Origin of the sequence: Lacipirellula sp. (assembly GCF_965279485.1) — a bacterium.
Classification (GTDB): domain Bacteria; phylum Planctomycetota; class Planctomycetia; order Pirellulales; family Lacipirellulaceae; genus Lacipirellula.
Genome location: NZ_CBDIIC010000002.1, coordinates 2020495 through 2037219, shown reverse-complemented (window position 1 = coordinate 2037219; position 16725 = coordinate 2020495). Strand labels below are relative to the sequence as shown.

At 61.0% G+C, this 16725-nt stretch carries 8 protein-coding genes; 3 read left to right on the top strand and 5 right to left on the bottom strand.

Annotated elements, in window-relative coordinates:
• Positions 1-20: 20 nt before the first annotated feature.
• The gene (locus tag ACQY7R_RS15765) at positions 21-3353 is read left to right on the top strand and encodes a lamin tail domain-containing protein (protein ID WP_428306545.1); all 3333 of its coding nucleotides are present in this window, start codon (positions 21-23) and stop codon (positions 3351-3353) included.
• A 152-nt stretch (positions 3354-3505) separates the two neighbouring features.
• On the opposite strand, the gene ACQY7R_RS15760 is transcribed toward ACQY7R_RS15765, so the two are convergent.
• Positions 3506-5623, bottom strand: coding sequence for an endonuclease/exonuclease/phosphatase family protein (locus tag ACQY7R_RS15760; RefSeq protein WP_428306544.1), 2118 nt, complete (start codon positions 5621-5623; stop codon positions 3506-3508).
• Between the two features lie 557 nt (positions 5624-6180).
• Between ACQY7R_RS15760 and ACQY7R_RS15755 the strand changes: the two genes are divergently transcribed.
• Both ACQY7R_RS15755 and ACQY7R_RS15750 read left to right on the top strand, forming a co-directional pair.
• Positions 6181-8004 carry a beta strand repeat-containing protein gene (locus tag ACQY7R_RS15755; protein WP_428306543.1) on the top strand — a complete coding sequence of 608 codons (1824 nt, stop codon included), beginning with the start codon at positions 6181-6183 and terminating at the stop codon, positions 8002-8004.
• Between the two features lie 985 nt (positions 8005-8989).
• On the top strand, positions 8990-9301 hold the full coding sequence (locus ACQY7R_RS15750) for a hypothetical protein (RefSeq protein ID WP_428306542.1): 312 nt from the start codon (positions 8990-8992) through the stop codon (positions 9299-9301).
• Between the two features lie 66 nt (positions 9302-9367).
• Here the strand turns inward: ACQY7R_RS15750 and ACQY7R_RS15745 are convergent, their stop codons facing one another.
• The 4 genes from ACQY7R_RS15745 to ACQY7R_RS15730 form a co-directional block, all read right to left on the bottom strand.
• Complete coding sequence (locus tag ACQY7R_RS15745) at positions 9368-11053, bottom strand: TolC family protein (RefSeq protein ID WP_428306541.1); 1686 nt, start codon at positions 11051-11053, stop codon at positions 9368-9370.
• Positions 11013-14186 carry an efflux RND transporter permease subunit gene (locus tag ACQY7R_RS15740; RefSeq protein WP_428306540.1) on the bottom strand — a complete coding sequence of 1058 codons (3174 nt, stop codon included), beginning with the start codon at positions 14184-14186 and terminating at the stop codon, positions 11013-11015. The genes ACQY7R_RS15745 and ACQY7R_RS15740 overlap by 41 nt, the downstream gene beginning before the upstream one ends.
• 12 nt (positions 14187-14198) lie before the next feature.
• Positions 14199-15287, bottom strand: coding sequence for an efflux RND transporter periplasmic adaptor subunit (locus ACQY7R_RS15735; protein WP_428306539.1), 1089 nt, complete (start codon positions 15285-15287; stop codon positions 14199-14201).
• Between the two features lie 603 nt (positions 15288-15890).
• Positions 15891-16724: an alpha/beta hydrolase family protein gene (locus ACQY7R_RS15730; protein WP_428306538.1), complete on the bottom strand. Its 834-nt coding sequence runs from the start codon at positions 16722-16724 to the stop codon at positions 15891-15893.
• Position 16725: the final 1 nt, after the last annotated feature.

Below are 16725 nucleotides of genomic sequence, written 5' to 3'. Positions count from 1 at the left end.
CACTGGCGGGAAGAGCGTTCATGATTGGCATCTATCGTAAGTTCGGCGTTCGTTACTTAGCGCTCGCGCTGTCGCTCTGCTTGCTCGCTCCCGCCAGCGGATCGATCATCCTCAGCGAGATCATGTACGACCCCCAGAATGGCGCTGCCAATCGCGAGTGGGTCGAACTCTTCAACACAGGTAGTTCGTCGATCGATATCAGCGGCTGGCAGTTTGGCAAGCCGCTGGTCAATGCGTGGACCTCGGCCTTTCCAACCGGCACGACGCTCGGCGCCGGGCAGGCGCTAGTGCTCACGCCTAGCGCGTCGACGTTCGATGCCGATTGGGGAACCGGCAAGAACCGTCTGCAGGTTTCCAGCTTCCCCGCATTGCCGAACGATCCGAACACCAACGTCAACAACGCGACAATCGCCATCCGCAACAACCTGGGCGTCGTGCAAGACACGGTCGTCTATCGCGACGGTTCCGGCTGGCCGACCACCAACGGCAACGACGGCAACAGCATCTATGTGCTGCCGCAGTATCTCAACAGCACGGCGAACGACTCAGGCGCCAATTGGAAGCCCTCTTCGCAAGGTCTCTACGGCGCCTACTGGCGTGGAGCCGGCGGCGACAGCGAGAACCACGCCTCGCCCGGCTACGTTGCGACGACAGTGCAGCCGAAATTCGCCCCTTCGCCGGACGCTGTTTGGTCGATGGTCGTCGTCCCCGACACGCAGAACTACGTCGCCCGGCCAAACGATACCCACATCTTGCAAAAGCAGATGGATTGGATCGTCGACAACAAGGAGGCGTTCAACATTCAGGTCGTGCTGCAAGAAGGCGACATCGTCAACCAAAATAGCAGCACTCAGCAGTGGCAAGCCGCTCGCGAAGCCTTTAGTACGCTGAATGGCGTCGTGCCGTACATCATGGCGACTGGCAACCACGACTATGGATTCTTCAATTCCGAGACTCGCGACACAAAGTTCAACACGTACTTCAAGGCGACCGACAACCCGCTCGTCGACCCGGCGAAAGGGGGCATCCTCAAAGGGACGATGGTTCCTGGCGAGTTGCAAAACGCCTCCTACGAGTTCACGGCCCCCGATGGCCGGAACATGCTGATCTTCTCGCTCGAATTCTGGCCGCGTGACAACGTGGTCGACTGGGCCAAGGGGATCGCCCAGCAGCCGCAGTACGCCGATTCGACGGCCGTGCTGCTGACGCACTCGATTGTTAATTCCGGCGACGGCTACTGGAGCACCAACGAAGATTCTTACCTCATGGAAGGTGGGAATGACGGCAGCGACCTCTGGAACAAGCTTTTGAAGCCGGCGGGTAACTTCGAGATGACCTTCAACGGTCATATCGGCGGCGACCAGGTCGGCTATCGCGTCAACAAGAGCAACTCCGGTGACGACGTCCATCAGATGCTCATCAACTCGCAGTTCGAAACCAATGCCGGCAACGGCTGGATGCGGGTGCTGGAGTTCCTCGCCGACGGCGAAACGGTTCGCGTGAGCACCTACTCGCCCCACTTCGATCTTTACCGGACGAACGCGGCGAACCAGTTCGATATCACGATTTCGCCGCTGACGAATCCGGAATTCGCACTGGTTTGGAACAACAATAGCGGCGTCGCCACCGCGGTGACCGATGGCTTTGCGACCGGCAACGGCAGCGGCGGCGTCGGCGTTTCGCCAGCGAGCCCTTGGGCCAGTCCGTACAACACCGGCACGCAAGAGCTCGTGCTCGGTTACAACGGCATCGCGACGGTCACCGGCAACGCCAGCCGCACCATCGGTGCGATGCGCGTCGGCACCGATCAAGCCGATGCGATCATCGCCGGCCGCAATGGCAACGGCACGTTCAACGTGAACGCCAACGTGAATCTGACGGTTGCCAGTACTGCCGATAGCAGCGGCGACTTCATCGTCGGCGAAGGGGGCTATGCCGGCATCGTCAATTGGAATAGCAACGGCACGCTCGACGCCCAGGGCAAATTCCGCGTGGGGCAGGGGGGCGTTGGCACATTCAACCAGAACAGCGGCGTCGTTAGCGGCGGCACCTCGACGGGGACGCTCAAGTATCTCGCGATCGGCGTCAACTCGGGCGGCGACGGCGAGTACAACCTCAACGGCGGTACGCTCCGTCCCGGCGGCGGGCCGACAGGGCCGGCTGATCGGCAACTCATCATCGGCGACGTCACCGCGATCGGCGTGCTGAATATTGGGAACGGCGTTGGCGCCGCGAACTCCGCGCTCGTCGAAACCGACGACGACGTCATCCTCGGTCGCGGCGGCGGAGCGGGCGCGATCACTGTCGCCGCTGACGGCCGGCTCGCGATGGTCGGCAACGGCGCCGCGCTCGTTGTCGGCGCCGACGCCGGCAGCGTCGGCATGGTGATTCAATCGGGCGGCGCGGTGTCGATCGACGGCGAACTCCAAATCGGCGCCGACCTTGGCGCCGTTGGCAAGTACACCGTCTCCGGCGGTAGCACCGTGAGCGCCGCCGATGGCGCCGGCGCTCTGCTCATCGGCCGCTCCGGCGGCGAGGGGACGCTCCGCGTCGAAGGGACGGGCAACTTCCGCCATCAAGCCGAAGCCTTTATCGGCAACGTCTCGAACTCCGCCGCTCGGGGACGCTTGGAAATTATCGGCAGCCAAGCGCACGTGCAGTTCGGCCAGTTGGAGAACGCCGTCGGCGGCGAAGCGGGCGTCAGCGAAGCGATCAAGTGGCAAGCCGACGCTGGCGGCGTCGCGTCGCTGGTGATTGACGGCAACGGCTTCCTCGCTGCCAATAAGGTGCAGTTGCAAGATCCGCTCGAAGTCGCTGCGAACACCGGAACGGGCGTTTTGCTCTCCGGCGACGGCATCGCACTCGAACTCGACCTGTCGGCCTTCACGATGAGCGCGACGCTCATGCTGATCGACAACCGCACTACCGAAGCGATCACTGGGTTCTTCGAACGGGGCGACTCGCTCGACCTTTACGAAGAGGGCGCGGCGATCCTCGGCACCGGTTTTAACGGCACGGTGCACATCAGCTACGTCGGCGGCACGGGCAACGACGTTGTGTTGAATCTTGTCGCCGGCTCGCTCAACAACGCCGACTTCAATGCTGACGGCATCGTCGACGGCGCCGACTTCTTGCAGTGGCAGCGGAATGCCGGCCTAGCGACTGGCGCTCAGCTTAGCCAAGGCGACGCGAACGGCGACGGAGCGGTCGACGCCGCCGACTTGGCCGTTTGGAAAGAGACGTTCGGCACGACTGGCAACGCGCAAAACGCAGCCGCCGTTCCCGAACCGACCGCTGTTTGCTTGATGCTTAGCAGCCTCGCCGCCGTCGCCGCCATCCGCCGCAAGCGGTAGCTACACTGCGTTTGCATTCTAGCCCCGGGCTCCGCCCGGGGGTCGGTTACCATTCCGGTCGGCACTGTCGCGCGCAGTGCAACCCCCGGGCGGAGCCCGGGGCTAGGGGGCTCGCTCAACGATTTCTCGTTGAAGGCGAAAGTTGGCGACATTCACCGGCGCTTCCGCCAGCCAGCGGCGGCGAGTGCTATGAAGCAGATCACGAACGTACTCGGCTCTGGCACGGCCGTACTGGCAACGCTGCTCGCCGCCTGCCCAAACGTCTGTCTCCACAATTCCAGCCCCGCCGGATCGCCGAAGTCGCGTTGCCACACAAGAAAGTCGGCGCCGTCGACGATCCCGTCGCCATTAAAGTCCGCCGAAGCGGGCGCGGCCGTGAGTTGCAGCACGACGTCGTTCCCCGCCGAGCCGACGCCGCTCGCGCCGAGATACGAGATTGTCACCGCGCCGTTAAAACCGGTGCCGAAGATCGTGGCGCCTTCGCCGTATAGCATGCCAGTCGAGCCATTTTCGAAGAAACCCGTGACCGGGGCGGTCGAGCGATTGTCGATGAGCGTGATCGTTTGCGTTCCGGCGAGCGCCGCGAGGTTGAGTTCCAACGCGACGCCGTTGCCAGTGATCGAACCGCCGGAGCCGACATTCGCCGCCAATTCCGCGAGGCTCTGCAGTTGCACCGGCTGAGCAGTCATTCCTGCCGGCGTTACGACCAGCGGCGTGATGCCCGCTGCATCGGCTTGCCAGGAGATTGTTTCGCTGCGGTCGCTACCAGTCGCGTTGGCGAGTTCGCCAATCTGCACGCTCGCGCTGCTGCCGACAAGTTCTAGGCGGCCACCGCCACCGCCTTGCGCGCCGCCTGCAAGTGTGAGCGTGTCGCCATGCGTTACGATTGCCGTGCCTTCGACTCGCAGCGTCCCTGTGGCGCCGTCGCTGCCAAGTGCAAACGCCCCGCTGCCCCCAGGGGCCAACGCCAGCATTCCGCCGCTTAGGCGGTAACGGGCGCTGCCTGTGGCGCCGGCGCCTATCGTCAAACCGGCGCGGTAGGCCAGCGCTCCGCGGGTCTGCACGACATCGCCGCTGCCGAACTCGCCCACTCGCAGCCGGCCCTGCGCGTCGAGCGTTCCGGTGCTGTTCCAGTTAAGCGTCCCTTGAAAGCCCCCTTCGCCGACGACCAAATCGCCGGAGGTGTTCCCACTGTTCGATAACGCCAAGCTGACGCTACCGCTGACCGTCAACGTGCCATCGCCGTTGCGGCCGGCGATGAAGCCGCTCGCCACGTCGGTGCCGATGCGGAGCGACCCTACCGTGCGGCTCGCGCTGCCGGAGAACGTCGCCTTGCCGCCGTAGCCGACGATGAGCGTCGGCACTCCGCTCTCCCACGGGCTCACCGGGAAAGAACCGACGCCCAGGCTGCCGTTGCTCGTCGCGAAGCCGTCGGTCATCGCAACGGAGGCGCCCGAGTTGCCGTTCCAGACTAGCGTCGGCGTTGCGTCGAGGAGCTCGAGAACGCTCAACAGCGGGTGATGATCGGATGCGACGTTCGTCGTCGCGTTGACGATGAACTGGCTGCGCGTGACGACGTTCCATTGCAGCGAGGAGCGCGCGAAGATGTAGTCGATCTGGTTCGCGCGATTCTTCCCCGAGTTGGCGATGTTCGTAACGTCGGTCCACTGGTTCGCGAGCGTGTTGAACGCGGTCGAGCCAGGATTAAAGTTCATGTCGCCCGCCAGAATCGATGGGACGGCGGAAGTCGACACGAGGTCGTTGATGTAGCCGGCCGACGCGATTCGTCCTGCGCTGCTGTCGTGCATCAAATGCGTGGCGAAGAACTTAAACTCGGTCGTCGTCGGGTTGGCGTCGACCGATAGGTTGAGCTCCAGCACCGCGCGGGCTTCGACGTTGTCGGGATTCGGCAGCGCCCGATTGACGGTGCTGACGACGCTAATACTCGGCTTCACGAGCACGCCGTTGCCGTAGCCGCCGCCGTCGAGATTCCGCGCCTTGCCGAAGAAGCTGGTCATCCCGGTCAACTCGCCCAGGCGAGCCACTTGATTGACGTTGTTCGTCCGCGGGACGTCGTTGTCGACCTCCTGCAACGAGACGATGTCGGGATTCGCGGCGGAGATGACGCTCGCCAGGCGGTTCAGGTTGAGGACGCCGTCCTTCCCTTCGCCGTGGTGAATGTTGTAGGTGAGTACCCGCAAAATCGCGGCGTCGGCCGAGGTCGCCGCGCCCGCGGTGAACGCGGCGAAAAGTGCCAATCGTCGAAGCATCAAACCAATCCGCCCATCTTCATTCCGCAGCCAGGCCGCCCTGCCATCGGGTAGCCGCGATCCACCTCGAATGCCGCGTCCAGCCCGACTGTGCAGCCGTACTACTTAGGATTAACCGCACCAGCTCCGCTGTTACTCAAATTCTCCCCAGAATTTAGGAATGCTTCGGGTGTGTTAAGTCTTTTGTGCGTATGAGCTTACGGTTGTTCGTGAGGGGCGTTGTTACCGCTGGTAGCGGATTCGGGGAAACCTTTCCGCGTCGATTGATAAATATTCCGGTACAGGGCGCGAGACGGCGAGTCTCGGAATCGCATTCAAACCTCCCCGCGAGGCCCTGTCGTCAGGCGGCGTCACTCATTCATTTGTCCCATCGAAGCTAGGCGGCATCCCGATTTCTCCGCACGGCGCTCTGCTGGAGCGCCGCACGCCAGCCCTTCTCGAATGCGATTCGAGCGAGGCGCTCCCACGGGAATCGTCAGCTTCGTGGTCGACGCCGCATTTCCAGTTTGATCAGACCGTCGAAGCGTAGTCCGTCAGAGCAGCAAGGAGAGTCCGTCGTGAGAGCCAGCAACGCCCTCGTCAAGCTTTTGTCCGCCGCCGCCCTCAGCGCGTTCACGGCGCTGCCTGCGGAGGCCGTATCCCTCTATTGGCAAGGAACAACCGGCACGCTGACCGATGCGACTTACTCCGACGGCGTGACGACTGGCTTAGCGCCCACGTCGGCCGACGTCGCCTTCTTCGGCAACAATGGCGTCGCCAGCGTAGCGACTCCCGGCACCGTCGAATTGAGCCGTCTGCGAATCGGCCACAATGAGGCGACGGGCGGCGGCACCGGCGAAGTGACGGTGAGCAACGGCGCCGTGTTGAGTCTCCTCGGCGGAGCTGCCGGCACCGACAACGCCGGCCTCACGGTCGGAAATTCCCGCAACGGCACGCTCGTCATCGACGGTGCCGGCACAAGCGTCACTTCCAACCGGCTGATTGTCATCGGCAACGCGAACAGTCAGGCAACTCGAACTGGTACCGTTCGCATCACTAATGGCGGTGCGCTCACGGCGACCGTCGGCAACATCCAACTCGGCTACGGCGCCACCAACGGCCAGCAGGGGCATCTCATCGTCGAGAACGGCACGGTGACCGCCATGAGCGCCGGCGCTCAGCTGCTGATTGGCGATTCGACCGCCACGTCGTCCTTCACGCTGAACGCTGGCACGGTGCAAATCAACGCCGCGGTTGAAGTCGCTACTTCGAATAGCAAGACCGGGAATGCGTCGAGCTTCACCATCACCGGCGGGACGTTCTCCAGCGGGTTGGCGTTGACCAACAACTTCTTCGTCGGGCGCGGCGCCAGTACGGGCGCTTCGTTGAACATCTCGGGCGGGACGATGAGCGTCAGCGGACGGCTCCTCATGGGCGCCGGTACGGCGACCGGCGTCGTTGGCAATCACACCGGCGGGACGCTCAGCGTCGGCAGCGACTTCCGCGTCGCAGACAACGCGACTGCTGGCGCGACGACTGATTCGACCTACAACCTGAGCGGGACCGGCATTCTCAACTCCGCCAACGGCGGCATCATCGCTCGCCAAGGAACGGGCAAGTTCCTGCAAACCGGCGGACAAGCCAACTTCAATGGCGCGCTCTCAATCGGCGCCCGCGAAACGGCGGCCAATCCGGCGAACGGCTTGTACAAGGTCAGCGCCGGGACGTTCAAAGCAGGCGCCAACACGGGTGGCACCGGCTTGAGCATCGCTCCGAACGGCGTCGGCGAGTTCCGCGTTGTCGGCGATGACTCGACGATCGACGTCCTCGGCAACCTGCTCGTCAACAGCACTGAAAATGGCTCCGGCACGCTCGCGTTCGAATTTGAAACAGGCGATCAGCTCTCGCGAGTCAACGTCGCCAACGCCGCGACGTTCAGCGCCGGCTCAAAGCTCGTTCTAGACGTCGCGAACGCCAGCCCGACGCAAACGTCGTACGACTTGCTAACCGCTCAGACGATCACCGACCTCGGGTTGGAGTTTACTGCCCCGGTAGGCTGGAACTTCCAGATCGTCTCCGGCGGCGCCGGGCAGATCTTGCGGGCCTTCTCGGGTTCGACGCCGACGCTGCCTGCGGACTTCAATGACGACGGCTTCGTCAACGCCGCCGATCTTGATATCTGGAAGCAAGCTTACGGCACGACGACCGCGGGCGATGCAAACGGCGATAACGTCACCGACGGCGCCGACTTCCTCGTCTGGCAGCGGCAATTCGGCACGACGCCGATCGCGGCGGTTGCAGCCGCAGTGCCAGAACCGGCGACGCTGTCGACGATTCTCGTCGCGAGCTTGATCGTCGCCGGTTCGCGTCGGTTGACTGCCGCAAAGCGTCGTCTGGCGTAGTTCGGAGTTGACGGGCCTCGCAACGGTGCAGAAGAGCTTTGCAGCTAAACTCGGAAAGCTGTACCTCAGGTCGCTATTTGGAGGGCGTCTGCGCTGGAGGGTCCGAGTAAATTAGCTCGTCTTGGAAGCCAAGCGTGTCCGGACTTTCGCCCACGAGTACCGCAAGGAAGTCGGTCCAATACGCATACTTCCTAACTTCGTCTTTCGATTTGCCGTTACTCGACAAATCGAAGGCAGCTTGACGGCGGCCCCTGTCAGTTTGAGGCACATAGTCGTGTGGCGCCGGTGGAAGACGATACAGGCGAATCGACGTAAGCTCACACGAATCCAAAGTTCCATCTACAGATGGCTTCAGGCCCGTTAGTAGCAGGTAGGTGGCATTGGGCCACTGAAATCGAATCCAGCCGTATAAATCTCCTTGGGGGCCGTGGGTTCCGCTAAGGAACGCAACGTGATTTTGCCCGCACACTGTGATGGCATCTTCAAAGGTTTGGCCACAATTTAGCTGTTTGACCGAATGCTCGAGCTCCGCCTCTTGCCAGAGGAACCGGCCGGCCCAATAGAACCAAGCCAGTACCGCCACCGCAGTGAACGCGACGAGCAAGCTCCTGAGGCTGAAACGAATTCGCCAGCTCTTCCGTGTGGCATCCATAGCACCGCCTAAAGAGACTCTTGTAAACGCCAATCGGCCGTCGCGAACAGCTCAGCGGCGTCACCGAGATCCGAAGGCGGCATTCTATCCCGATTCCGGAGGCTGCGCACTTAGGCGGCATCGACCCGACGTTCGGCTGCACTTTCAATCAAACGCCTGTACCCAGATTGGCCGCCATTTATAGGCGTTCAGGCGCCAAGTCGTGCAGAGATCCCGCCGAAAGTCCGAACATGAAGCGGAACTTAACTGCGGCTCACAAGAGGTTCAGTTGGCAATCGTAGGATTGGGTGAGCGTTGAATTGGCAACGCTCGCTCGAACCGAAGGAGATTGCCATGTCTGCCGACAAGTCACGCCTGTTCTCGATCTATCGAGGTTCAGATGCGATCGTCAGCCTGGCGTTGGCCACGCTGATCGCCGGCATCGTCATCGCTGCATGCCGCTGGACGACGCACGTCATGTCGTTCGACCGCGCGGAACTCGACGGCATTGCGTTCCTGGCAGGGATTTATTGGATCCTGTCGGTCGTCGGTTACTTCGTGCCGCGGGCCGCGAAGCCGTCGCGTTCACGGATTGAATCGGCTCGATATGCTCAGCTGGAACGCCCGGCCGCTCGCTCGGTGCGCGCGGCGATGGTCGAAGCGTAGCGCCGCCCGATCAGGCGGCGTACTCTTCGGGAGTGCCGAGTACCGACAGCGCATACCCCGCGCGGACTACTGAGGCAGCGGCTGAGCGGGCGCGCTATTCTGCGCGGCGTCGCGCGGATCGCCGGGGATCTTCAGTTGAATGTTCGGCAGCGGGGCCGCCGGATCAGGCAACGTCGGTTGCGGGGCGGCGGGAGGAAGCACTTCCTCCGCCGGCTTTAGTTCCACCGGCTGCTCAAGGATGATCTCAGGCGGCGGCAGCGGGATCGGAATCTGCACGCCAGTCACCGGCGCCACGCCGCCGCCGAGCGCCTGGTAGGCGTTGACGATCGCGGCCAGCTGCTGCTGCTTCGTTTGGATCATCACCATTCTCGCTTCCATCAGATCGCGTTGCGAGAACAGCACGTCCATGTACTCGACGCGAGCACTTTGGAACAACTTCGTCGAGTTATCGACCGACGCCTCGAGAGCTCGCAGTTGCTCTTTCTTGATCTCGATGCTCTTGCCGTAATTCTCGACCTTCGACAGCCGGTTGACGACTTCGGTAAACGCCGTGAGCACCGTCTGCTGATAGTCGTAAATCGCCTGCAACTGCTTGGCGTTGGCGGTAAGGTAGTCGGCCTGAATCGCTTTCTTGTTGAGGAGCGGAGCGATCAGGTCGCCGCCGACGCCATAGACCAGCGAGTCGGGGCTGTTGAACAGATAACGGGTGTTGAACGCCTCGTACCCGACGCCTGCCCGCAGGTTGAGCGACGGATAGAACCGCGCCCGCGCGACGCGCACGTCGAGCCCGGCCGCTTGCAGTTCACGCTCGGCCTGACGGATATCGGCTCGGTTCTGCAGCATCTGGGCAGGGAAGCCAACGCTGAGCGCCTGCAATTGGAGATTGAGGAACTTCGCCGAATCTCGATCGACGTACTGCGGGAAACGACCGAGCAGGAAGTTGATTTTGTTCTCGACCTCGATGATCTCCTGCTTAACGATCAGCTTCTCGCTTTGGTTCTTGCGAACTTCCGCTTGGAACCGCTGGACGCCGAGTTCGGTGTCGCGGCCCGCCTCTTTCATGTTTCGCGACATGTCGAGGCTTTGTTGCTGGATGGCAATGGTTCGGTCGAGCGCTTCCATCCGGTTGTCGAGCGCCATCAACTCGTAGTAGTTCTCAGACACTTCGGCGACGAGCCGGGTGATCATGTAGTTCTGACCATCCTGCGTGCCGAGGTACCGCAACGTCGCGGCGTCGCGAGCGTTGCGCAGCTTTCTCCAGATGTCGATTTCCCACGTCACGTCGGCGGCGACGAGGAAGTTCGGCAGCGGCTCGGGGAAGTTCTTGCCCGGGAACGGCTGCAGCTGATCCTCGACGGCGCCTTGCGGCGTGAAGAGACTCGGCTTCTCCAAGTCCGCGCTGGTCCGCAGGCCGACAAACGGCAGATAAGAACCGCGCCGCGCCAAAATCTCGAAGTTGGCGATCTGAATGTTCTGGTTGATGATCTTCAGTTCCTGGTTTCCGGCAATCGCTTGCGCGATCAGGCCGGAGAGCACCGGGTCGTTGAAGAATTCTTCCCAGCCGAGCATTGCCGTGCTTTCCTGCGTGGCAACGCCGTTGAAATCGCACGGCAACGGGGCCGCCGGCTGGGCCTTTTGCAGCCCAGGGATGCAGCACCCTTGCACCGACAGCACGAAGCCCAGGCCAACCGCCAAGGCGCGTACGCGCTTCTTAATGGCCTTCGCGCTCGAAGAGTTCGCTGAGCGGTTCATCGTGTTCATCCCTGATAAGTTTCTTTCCGTCGGCTACCATGCCGAACAGATAGTACAGTCCTGGAATCACGAGGACGCCAATGACCGTACCGATGAGCATGCCGCCGACGGCCGTCGTGCCGATCGTGCGGTTACCAATGGCGCCAGGTCCAGTCGCTCGAACGAGCGGAATCAGACCGGCGATAAAGGCGAACGAGGTCATCAAAATCGGCCGGAACCGCAGCTTGCCGCCTTCCAGCGCGGCGTCTCGAATCGAGAGCCCTTCCTGGCGTCGCTGCACGGCGAATTCAATGATCAGAATCGCATTCTTACCTAACAAACCGACCAACATGACGAGACCGATTTGGGCGTAGACGTCGTTCGCCAAGCCCAACGCCTTCAAAAAGGCGAACGAACCGAACAGACCGATCGGCAGCGAAATGATCACCGCCAACGGCAGCATAAAGCTTTCGTACTGACCGACGAGCACTAGGTACACGAACATCACGACGATCAGGAAGATGTAGACCGCCGTGTTGCCCTTGCCCGCCTCGTCGTACGACAGACCTTGCCAGCCAATGGCGAACCCGCGCGGCAGCACTTCGGCGGCGACTTCTTGGATCGCTTTGATCGCCTGACCGCTGCTGTAGCCCGCTGCCGGAGCGCCTTGGATGGCGGCCGTCGTGTAGAGGTTATATCGGGTGATTTCGTTGAGTCCCTGCTTCTTTTCAATCTTCATGAACGCAGAGTAAGGAACCATCTCGCCTTCGTCGTTCTTGACGAACATATTTTCGAGATCTTCCGGCATCCGGCGGAATTCCGGCGCGGCTTGGACGTACACTTTGAAGAACTGTCCGAAGCGGACGAAGCCTTGTTCCCACGTGCTGCCGACGACGATCGACAGATTGTTCATGGCGTCGGCGATCGACACGCCCTTTTGCATGGCGACGTCGTTGTCGATGACGATCTCATACTGCGGATAGTTGCTGGCGAAGAACGTGAAGAGTCCCTTCAACTCTTTACGCTTCGAGAGCGCTTCCATGAACTTGTCGGTTACCTCGCCCATCAGCGTGTAATCGTTGCTATTGGTCTTGTCGAGCAAGTTCAGCGAGAAACCGCCAGCGGCGCCGAAGCCTGGCACGGCGGGCGGTTCGTAGAACTCAAGCTTGACGTTCGAGATGGCGCGACCCTTCTCTTCGAGCTCCTCGATAATTTGCTTCGAGGTCAGCTTCCGCTCAGCCCACGGTTTCAAGTTGATGATGCAGGTACCGGCGTTCGAACCGCGACCTTCGGTGAGCACTTCATAACCGGCGAGCGACGAGACCGAGGTGATCTCGGGAAGCTCTTCGCACACCTTCTGCAATTCATGCGACTTGGCGTTGGTGTACTCCAGCGTCGAGCCTGGCGGCGTCTGAATAATGCCGTAGATGATGCCCTGATCTTCCAGCGGAATGAACCCGGTCGGCAGCACCGTATTGACCATCACAATGCCGACGCAGAAGGCGCCGACGATTAGCACCGTGAGGAAACGAAGCGACACGATCCGTTGCAGGATGCCCACGTAGCCGCCGGTAATCTTCTCGATGCCGCGGTCGACGAGACGCAGCACCATCGCGAGCGGACTGCGCGAGGGCTTCTTATGCGGATCGTGCGGCTTGAGCAGCATCGCGCACAGCACCGGCGTCAGAGTCAGAGCGACGACGCCGGAGAGCACGATCGACATCGCCATCGTCAAACCGAACTGGCGGTAGAACACGCCGACCGGCCCGGTCATGAACGTCACCGGAATGAACACCGCCGTCATCACCAAGGTAATCGCGATGATGGCGCCGCTGATTTCGTGGACCACTTCCTTCGTCGCCGAGTAGGGCGAGAGGTGCTTTTCATGCATTTTCGCATGCACCGCCTCGACCACGACGATGGCGTCGTCGACCACGACGCCGATCGCCAGCACGAGCGCGAACAGCGTAATCAGGTTAATCGACATGCCGAAGGTCAGCATGAAAAAGAACGTACCAATGAGCGACACCGGCACGGCAAGCGTCGGAATAAGCGTCGAGCGGAAATCGCCGAGGAACAAGTACACCACCAACGCGACGAGGATAAACGCCTCGAACAGCGTATGGAGCACTTTCTCGATCGATGCTTCCAAGAAGCTCGAAACGTCGTAGCTGACTTCGAAATTCATTCCCGGCGGGAACGACGCTTCTTTGATCTCCTCGAGCTTCTCCTTCACCTTCTCGATAACTTCGGTGGCGTTCGAGCCGGGAGACTGCTTCAGCACGATCGCCGCGGACGGATTTCCGTCGATGTCGGAATACAAGTCGTAGAACGAAGAACCCAAGGTCACGGTGGCGACGTCCTTGAGCCGCAGAATTTCACCCTTGGGATTCGCACGCAGGATGATATTTGCGTACTGTTCCGGTTTGTCGTACCGTCCCACCCAGGTGAGCACGTATTCGATCGTTTGCGACGTGCGCCCCGTCGCCTGTCCGAGGCGTCCGGGCGAACCGATCATGCTTTGCTCGGCAATCGCCTCCATGACGTCTTCGGCAGAGATATTGTAAGCCCGCAGGCGGTCGAGATTCAGCTCAACGCGCATTGCATACGCGCGATTGCCGAGGATCGTCGCGCGGCCGACGCCTTGAATGCGCTTGATTTCCGGCAGGATGTTAACGTTCGCGTAATTGAACAGGAAGTTCTGATCGACCTTCTTGTCGGTGCTATACACGTTGACGTACATCAACATGCTCGCCATGTTCTGCATGACGATGATGCCTTCCCGCTCGACGATCGGCGGAAGGTTGTTCTTCACCGCTTGAATGCGGTTATTGACGTTCAGCACCGCGACGTTTGGATCGGTTCCCGGCTCGAAGACGATTTGGATCGTCGCTTCGCCGGCGCTGGTGGCCGAGGAAGTGATGTACCGCATGTCCTGAACGCCGTTGATGGCTTGTTCCAGGATGATGAGCACCGAGTCGACGAGCACTTTCGCGCTGGCGCCCGGGTACGAGACCGCGACGACGACGCTCGGCGGCGCGACGGACGGGAACTGCGAAATCGGGAGCGAATTAATCGCCAAGCCGCCCATGAATACAATGAGCAGCGAGATAACGATCGCTAGCGCCGGTCTGTGAAGAAATTTTGCGAACATCGCGATTGGCGCCTATTCTGCCTTAAACTTCAAATGAGAGAGAGCTTCTTCCGGTGGAATGAATTCGAACTCCACTTTTTCGCCGTCGCGAACCTGCCGAATTCCCTCGAGAACGATCTTGTCGCCCGGGTTAATGCCCTCCTTCATGACGTAGATGTCCTCCATCTCGTTCTTGACTTCGATTTCGCGCTGATGCACGATGCCGTCATCTCCGACGATATAAGCGTAGCGCTTCGCGAGAATCTCGAACGTCGCCCGTTGCGGAATCACGACTGCGTCTTTCTCGACGCGCTTAAGCAAAATGGTTCCCGTTTGGCCGTACCGTAAAACGCCGGTCGGGTTCGGGAAGTCAGCTCGGAAGGCAATGTTGCCGGTCGTGTTGTTGAAGTCGGCCTCGATGGCGCCGATGACGCCCGGTTCGTGAAACTGCTGGCCGTTCGCCAACATCAACTCGACCTGCGCTGGCGCGGTCCCTTCAGCTACTTCGGCTTTGTACTCGAGGTACCGCGCCTCGGGGACGTTGAAGTAGACCCACATCACGGCGTTGTCGGACAGCGTCGTGAGAATGTCTCGCTCTTCGATCAGGCTGCCTTGTTGTTCGTGCAGACGATCGACGATGCCGTCGAACGGCGCTTTCACGTCGGTGAAGTTGAGCTCGGCTTGAGCCAACTGCACCTGAGCCTTTGCTTTGTCGAGCTTTGCCTGCGCCAGCGCCACTTCCTGCGGCGAGACGACGTGCTGCTCGTAGAGCTTCTTGGCGTTGTTGAATTCAATTTGCGCGAGGTCCGCTTCGGCGATCTCGGCGTCGAGCTTCGCCTGATACAGCGTCGGGAGAATCTTGAACATCAAGTCTCCCTCTTTCACCGACTGACCTTCTTTGACCTTAATCTCTTGAAGGTAACCGCCTTCAAGGGCGCGAACTTCGATGTGCCGGCGCGAGCGAATCTGGCAGACGTAGCTCTGCGTCGTCGTCACGTCCTTCACCAGCGGGCTCGTCACGACAATCTTGTGAGCTTCTTCGTGATGGTGCTCCGGCTCATGACAGCCCGACAGGGCGACAATCAGCCCCAGGCTAACGGCGTAGTAGGGAGACAACTTCATAGGGCGTTCGATCTGGCTTGTTGCCTGCTGGGCGGCAGTCGGCAACCGTGGTGAACTAAATGGTTTGGTCTGTTGGCTCAGCCCGCTTTCGCGAGCGAGGAAACTTCGACTAGGCTTCCTGTCTTACCTAGTCCTTGCTAATTACTGCCGCCCGCTTCAGAAGGTTCGAGCGACGCTTGCGGAGCTACTTGCCTGGCGATAGCCCCTCGCGTCGACTCGATCCGACTTATCGTCATAATCGGAATTATTAGAGTCAATGATTTGACGAAGTGGCATTAAATCTCCTTAAGGTTCAAACGGGTGGTGTACGCACGTTTAGAACCCTAGAGGAATGCCCTTAATTTCGCCCTGGTTTTGCTAGCTGGAGGCGCTCACAGCGGGCTACCGCGTGGTACGCAGCTCGGCACGTGAACATGCCAAAACACCGCCCGGCGCGCCGCGGACGAGGTCGTTCGCCCTCAAAAGGGTTGCGCCGCCCGTCGCGAGCCACGCGGCCGCCTTATAGAAGTTACGCCTTGAGGCTGCGGCGGGTCGGCGCACGCCATGATGCTGTCTGAGATGTCATCAATGGAGCCACAGCACGGCGTAAGAAGCGGCCGCTTCTTACTTTTCCGCAAGGGCGTCGTTGATCCACGCTGCCGAGGTCCGCGCCGCATCGGGCGGTATGGCGTGCCCATCGACGGACGAGACGTGCAATTGGATATTTCGAGAGGGGCCTTTCGCGGCCGCCGAAAGCGCTCGCGCCAACTCAATTGCGCGATCGGTGCTCACACGTTCGTCTCGATCTCCGATCGAGATCCAAACTCCGCGATCTGCCAACTTGTCTGCGCACCGAATCAGCGAAAGGGAATCGAGCAGCGGGGAGTCTTGGGCGCCCTCAAATTCTCTGAGGGACCGCAAATCGGCTACTGGAATGTACGCCGCGACGCATTTCACGCGCGGGTCGGCGATGGCGAAGTGGCAGGCTGAAAAACCGCCCCGCGAGGTTCCGCAAGCGGCAACTCGCGCGGGATCGGTGTACTGCTCCTTGATGAGATAATCGAGGACGCGCGAGGCCCGAGTCGTGAACTCGTCCATGAAATTCTCGCCACCGTCGACGCGCTGGCGCCACCCTTTGATCTCCGCGGCTTCGCCCGGGCGACGCTGTTCTCCGTGGCAAGGGAGATCGAGGGAAACGCAGACGTAGCCTTGTTTCGCGAGGAAGTTCGCGGCTTGCCTGTATACATCGCTTCCCAACGTGTGTTGAGCGTCGAGCGCGAAGATGAAAAGCGTTGGCGCGGGCTTCGCAGGCTTCTTTCCCAGAATAGAAAAATTGACGCCGTCGGCAGTTGTCAGCGTTTGCACTTTGCCGGAAGCGACGTCGTCGGCATTAGCAGACTGGGCGCCGGCTAGGATCAGCAACGCGCAAATAGCAGGCCATGTAACGGATCGCAGCATC

What these genes read in the sequence shown, in the direction of transcription:
- ACQY7R_RS15765 (WP_428306545.1), top strand. Translation starts at nt 21, where the DNA reads ATGATTGGCATCTATCGTAAGTTCGGCGTTCGTTACTTAGCGCTCGCG.
- ACQY7R_RS15760 (WP_428306544.1), bottom strand. Translation starts at nt 5,623, where the DNA reads ATGCTTCGACGATTGGCACTTTTCGCCGCGTTCACCGCGGGCGCGGCG.
- ACQY7R_RS15750 (WP_428306542.1), top strand. Translation starts at nt 8,990, where the DNA reads ATGTCTGCCGACAAGTCACGCCTGTTCTCGATCTATCGAGGTTCAGAT.
- ACQY7R_RS15745 (WP_428306541.1), bottom strand. Translation starts at nt 11,053, where the DNA reads ATGAACCGCTCAGCGAACTCTTCGAGCGCGAAGGCCATTAAGAAGCGC.
- ACQY7R_RS15740 (WP_428306540.1), bottom strand. Translation starts at nt 14,186, where the DNA reads ATGTTCGCAAAATTTCTTCACAGACCGGCGCTAGCGATCGTTATCTCG.
- ACQY7R_RS15735 (WP_428306539.1), bottom strand. Translation starts at nt 15,287, where the DNA reads ATGAAGTTGTCTCCCTACTACGCCGTTAGCCTGGGGCTGATTGTCGCC.
- ACQY7R_RS15730 (WP_428306538.1), bottom strand. Translation starts at nt 16,724, where the DNA reads ATGCTGCGATCCGTTACATGGCCTGCTATTTGCGCGTTGCTGATCCTA.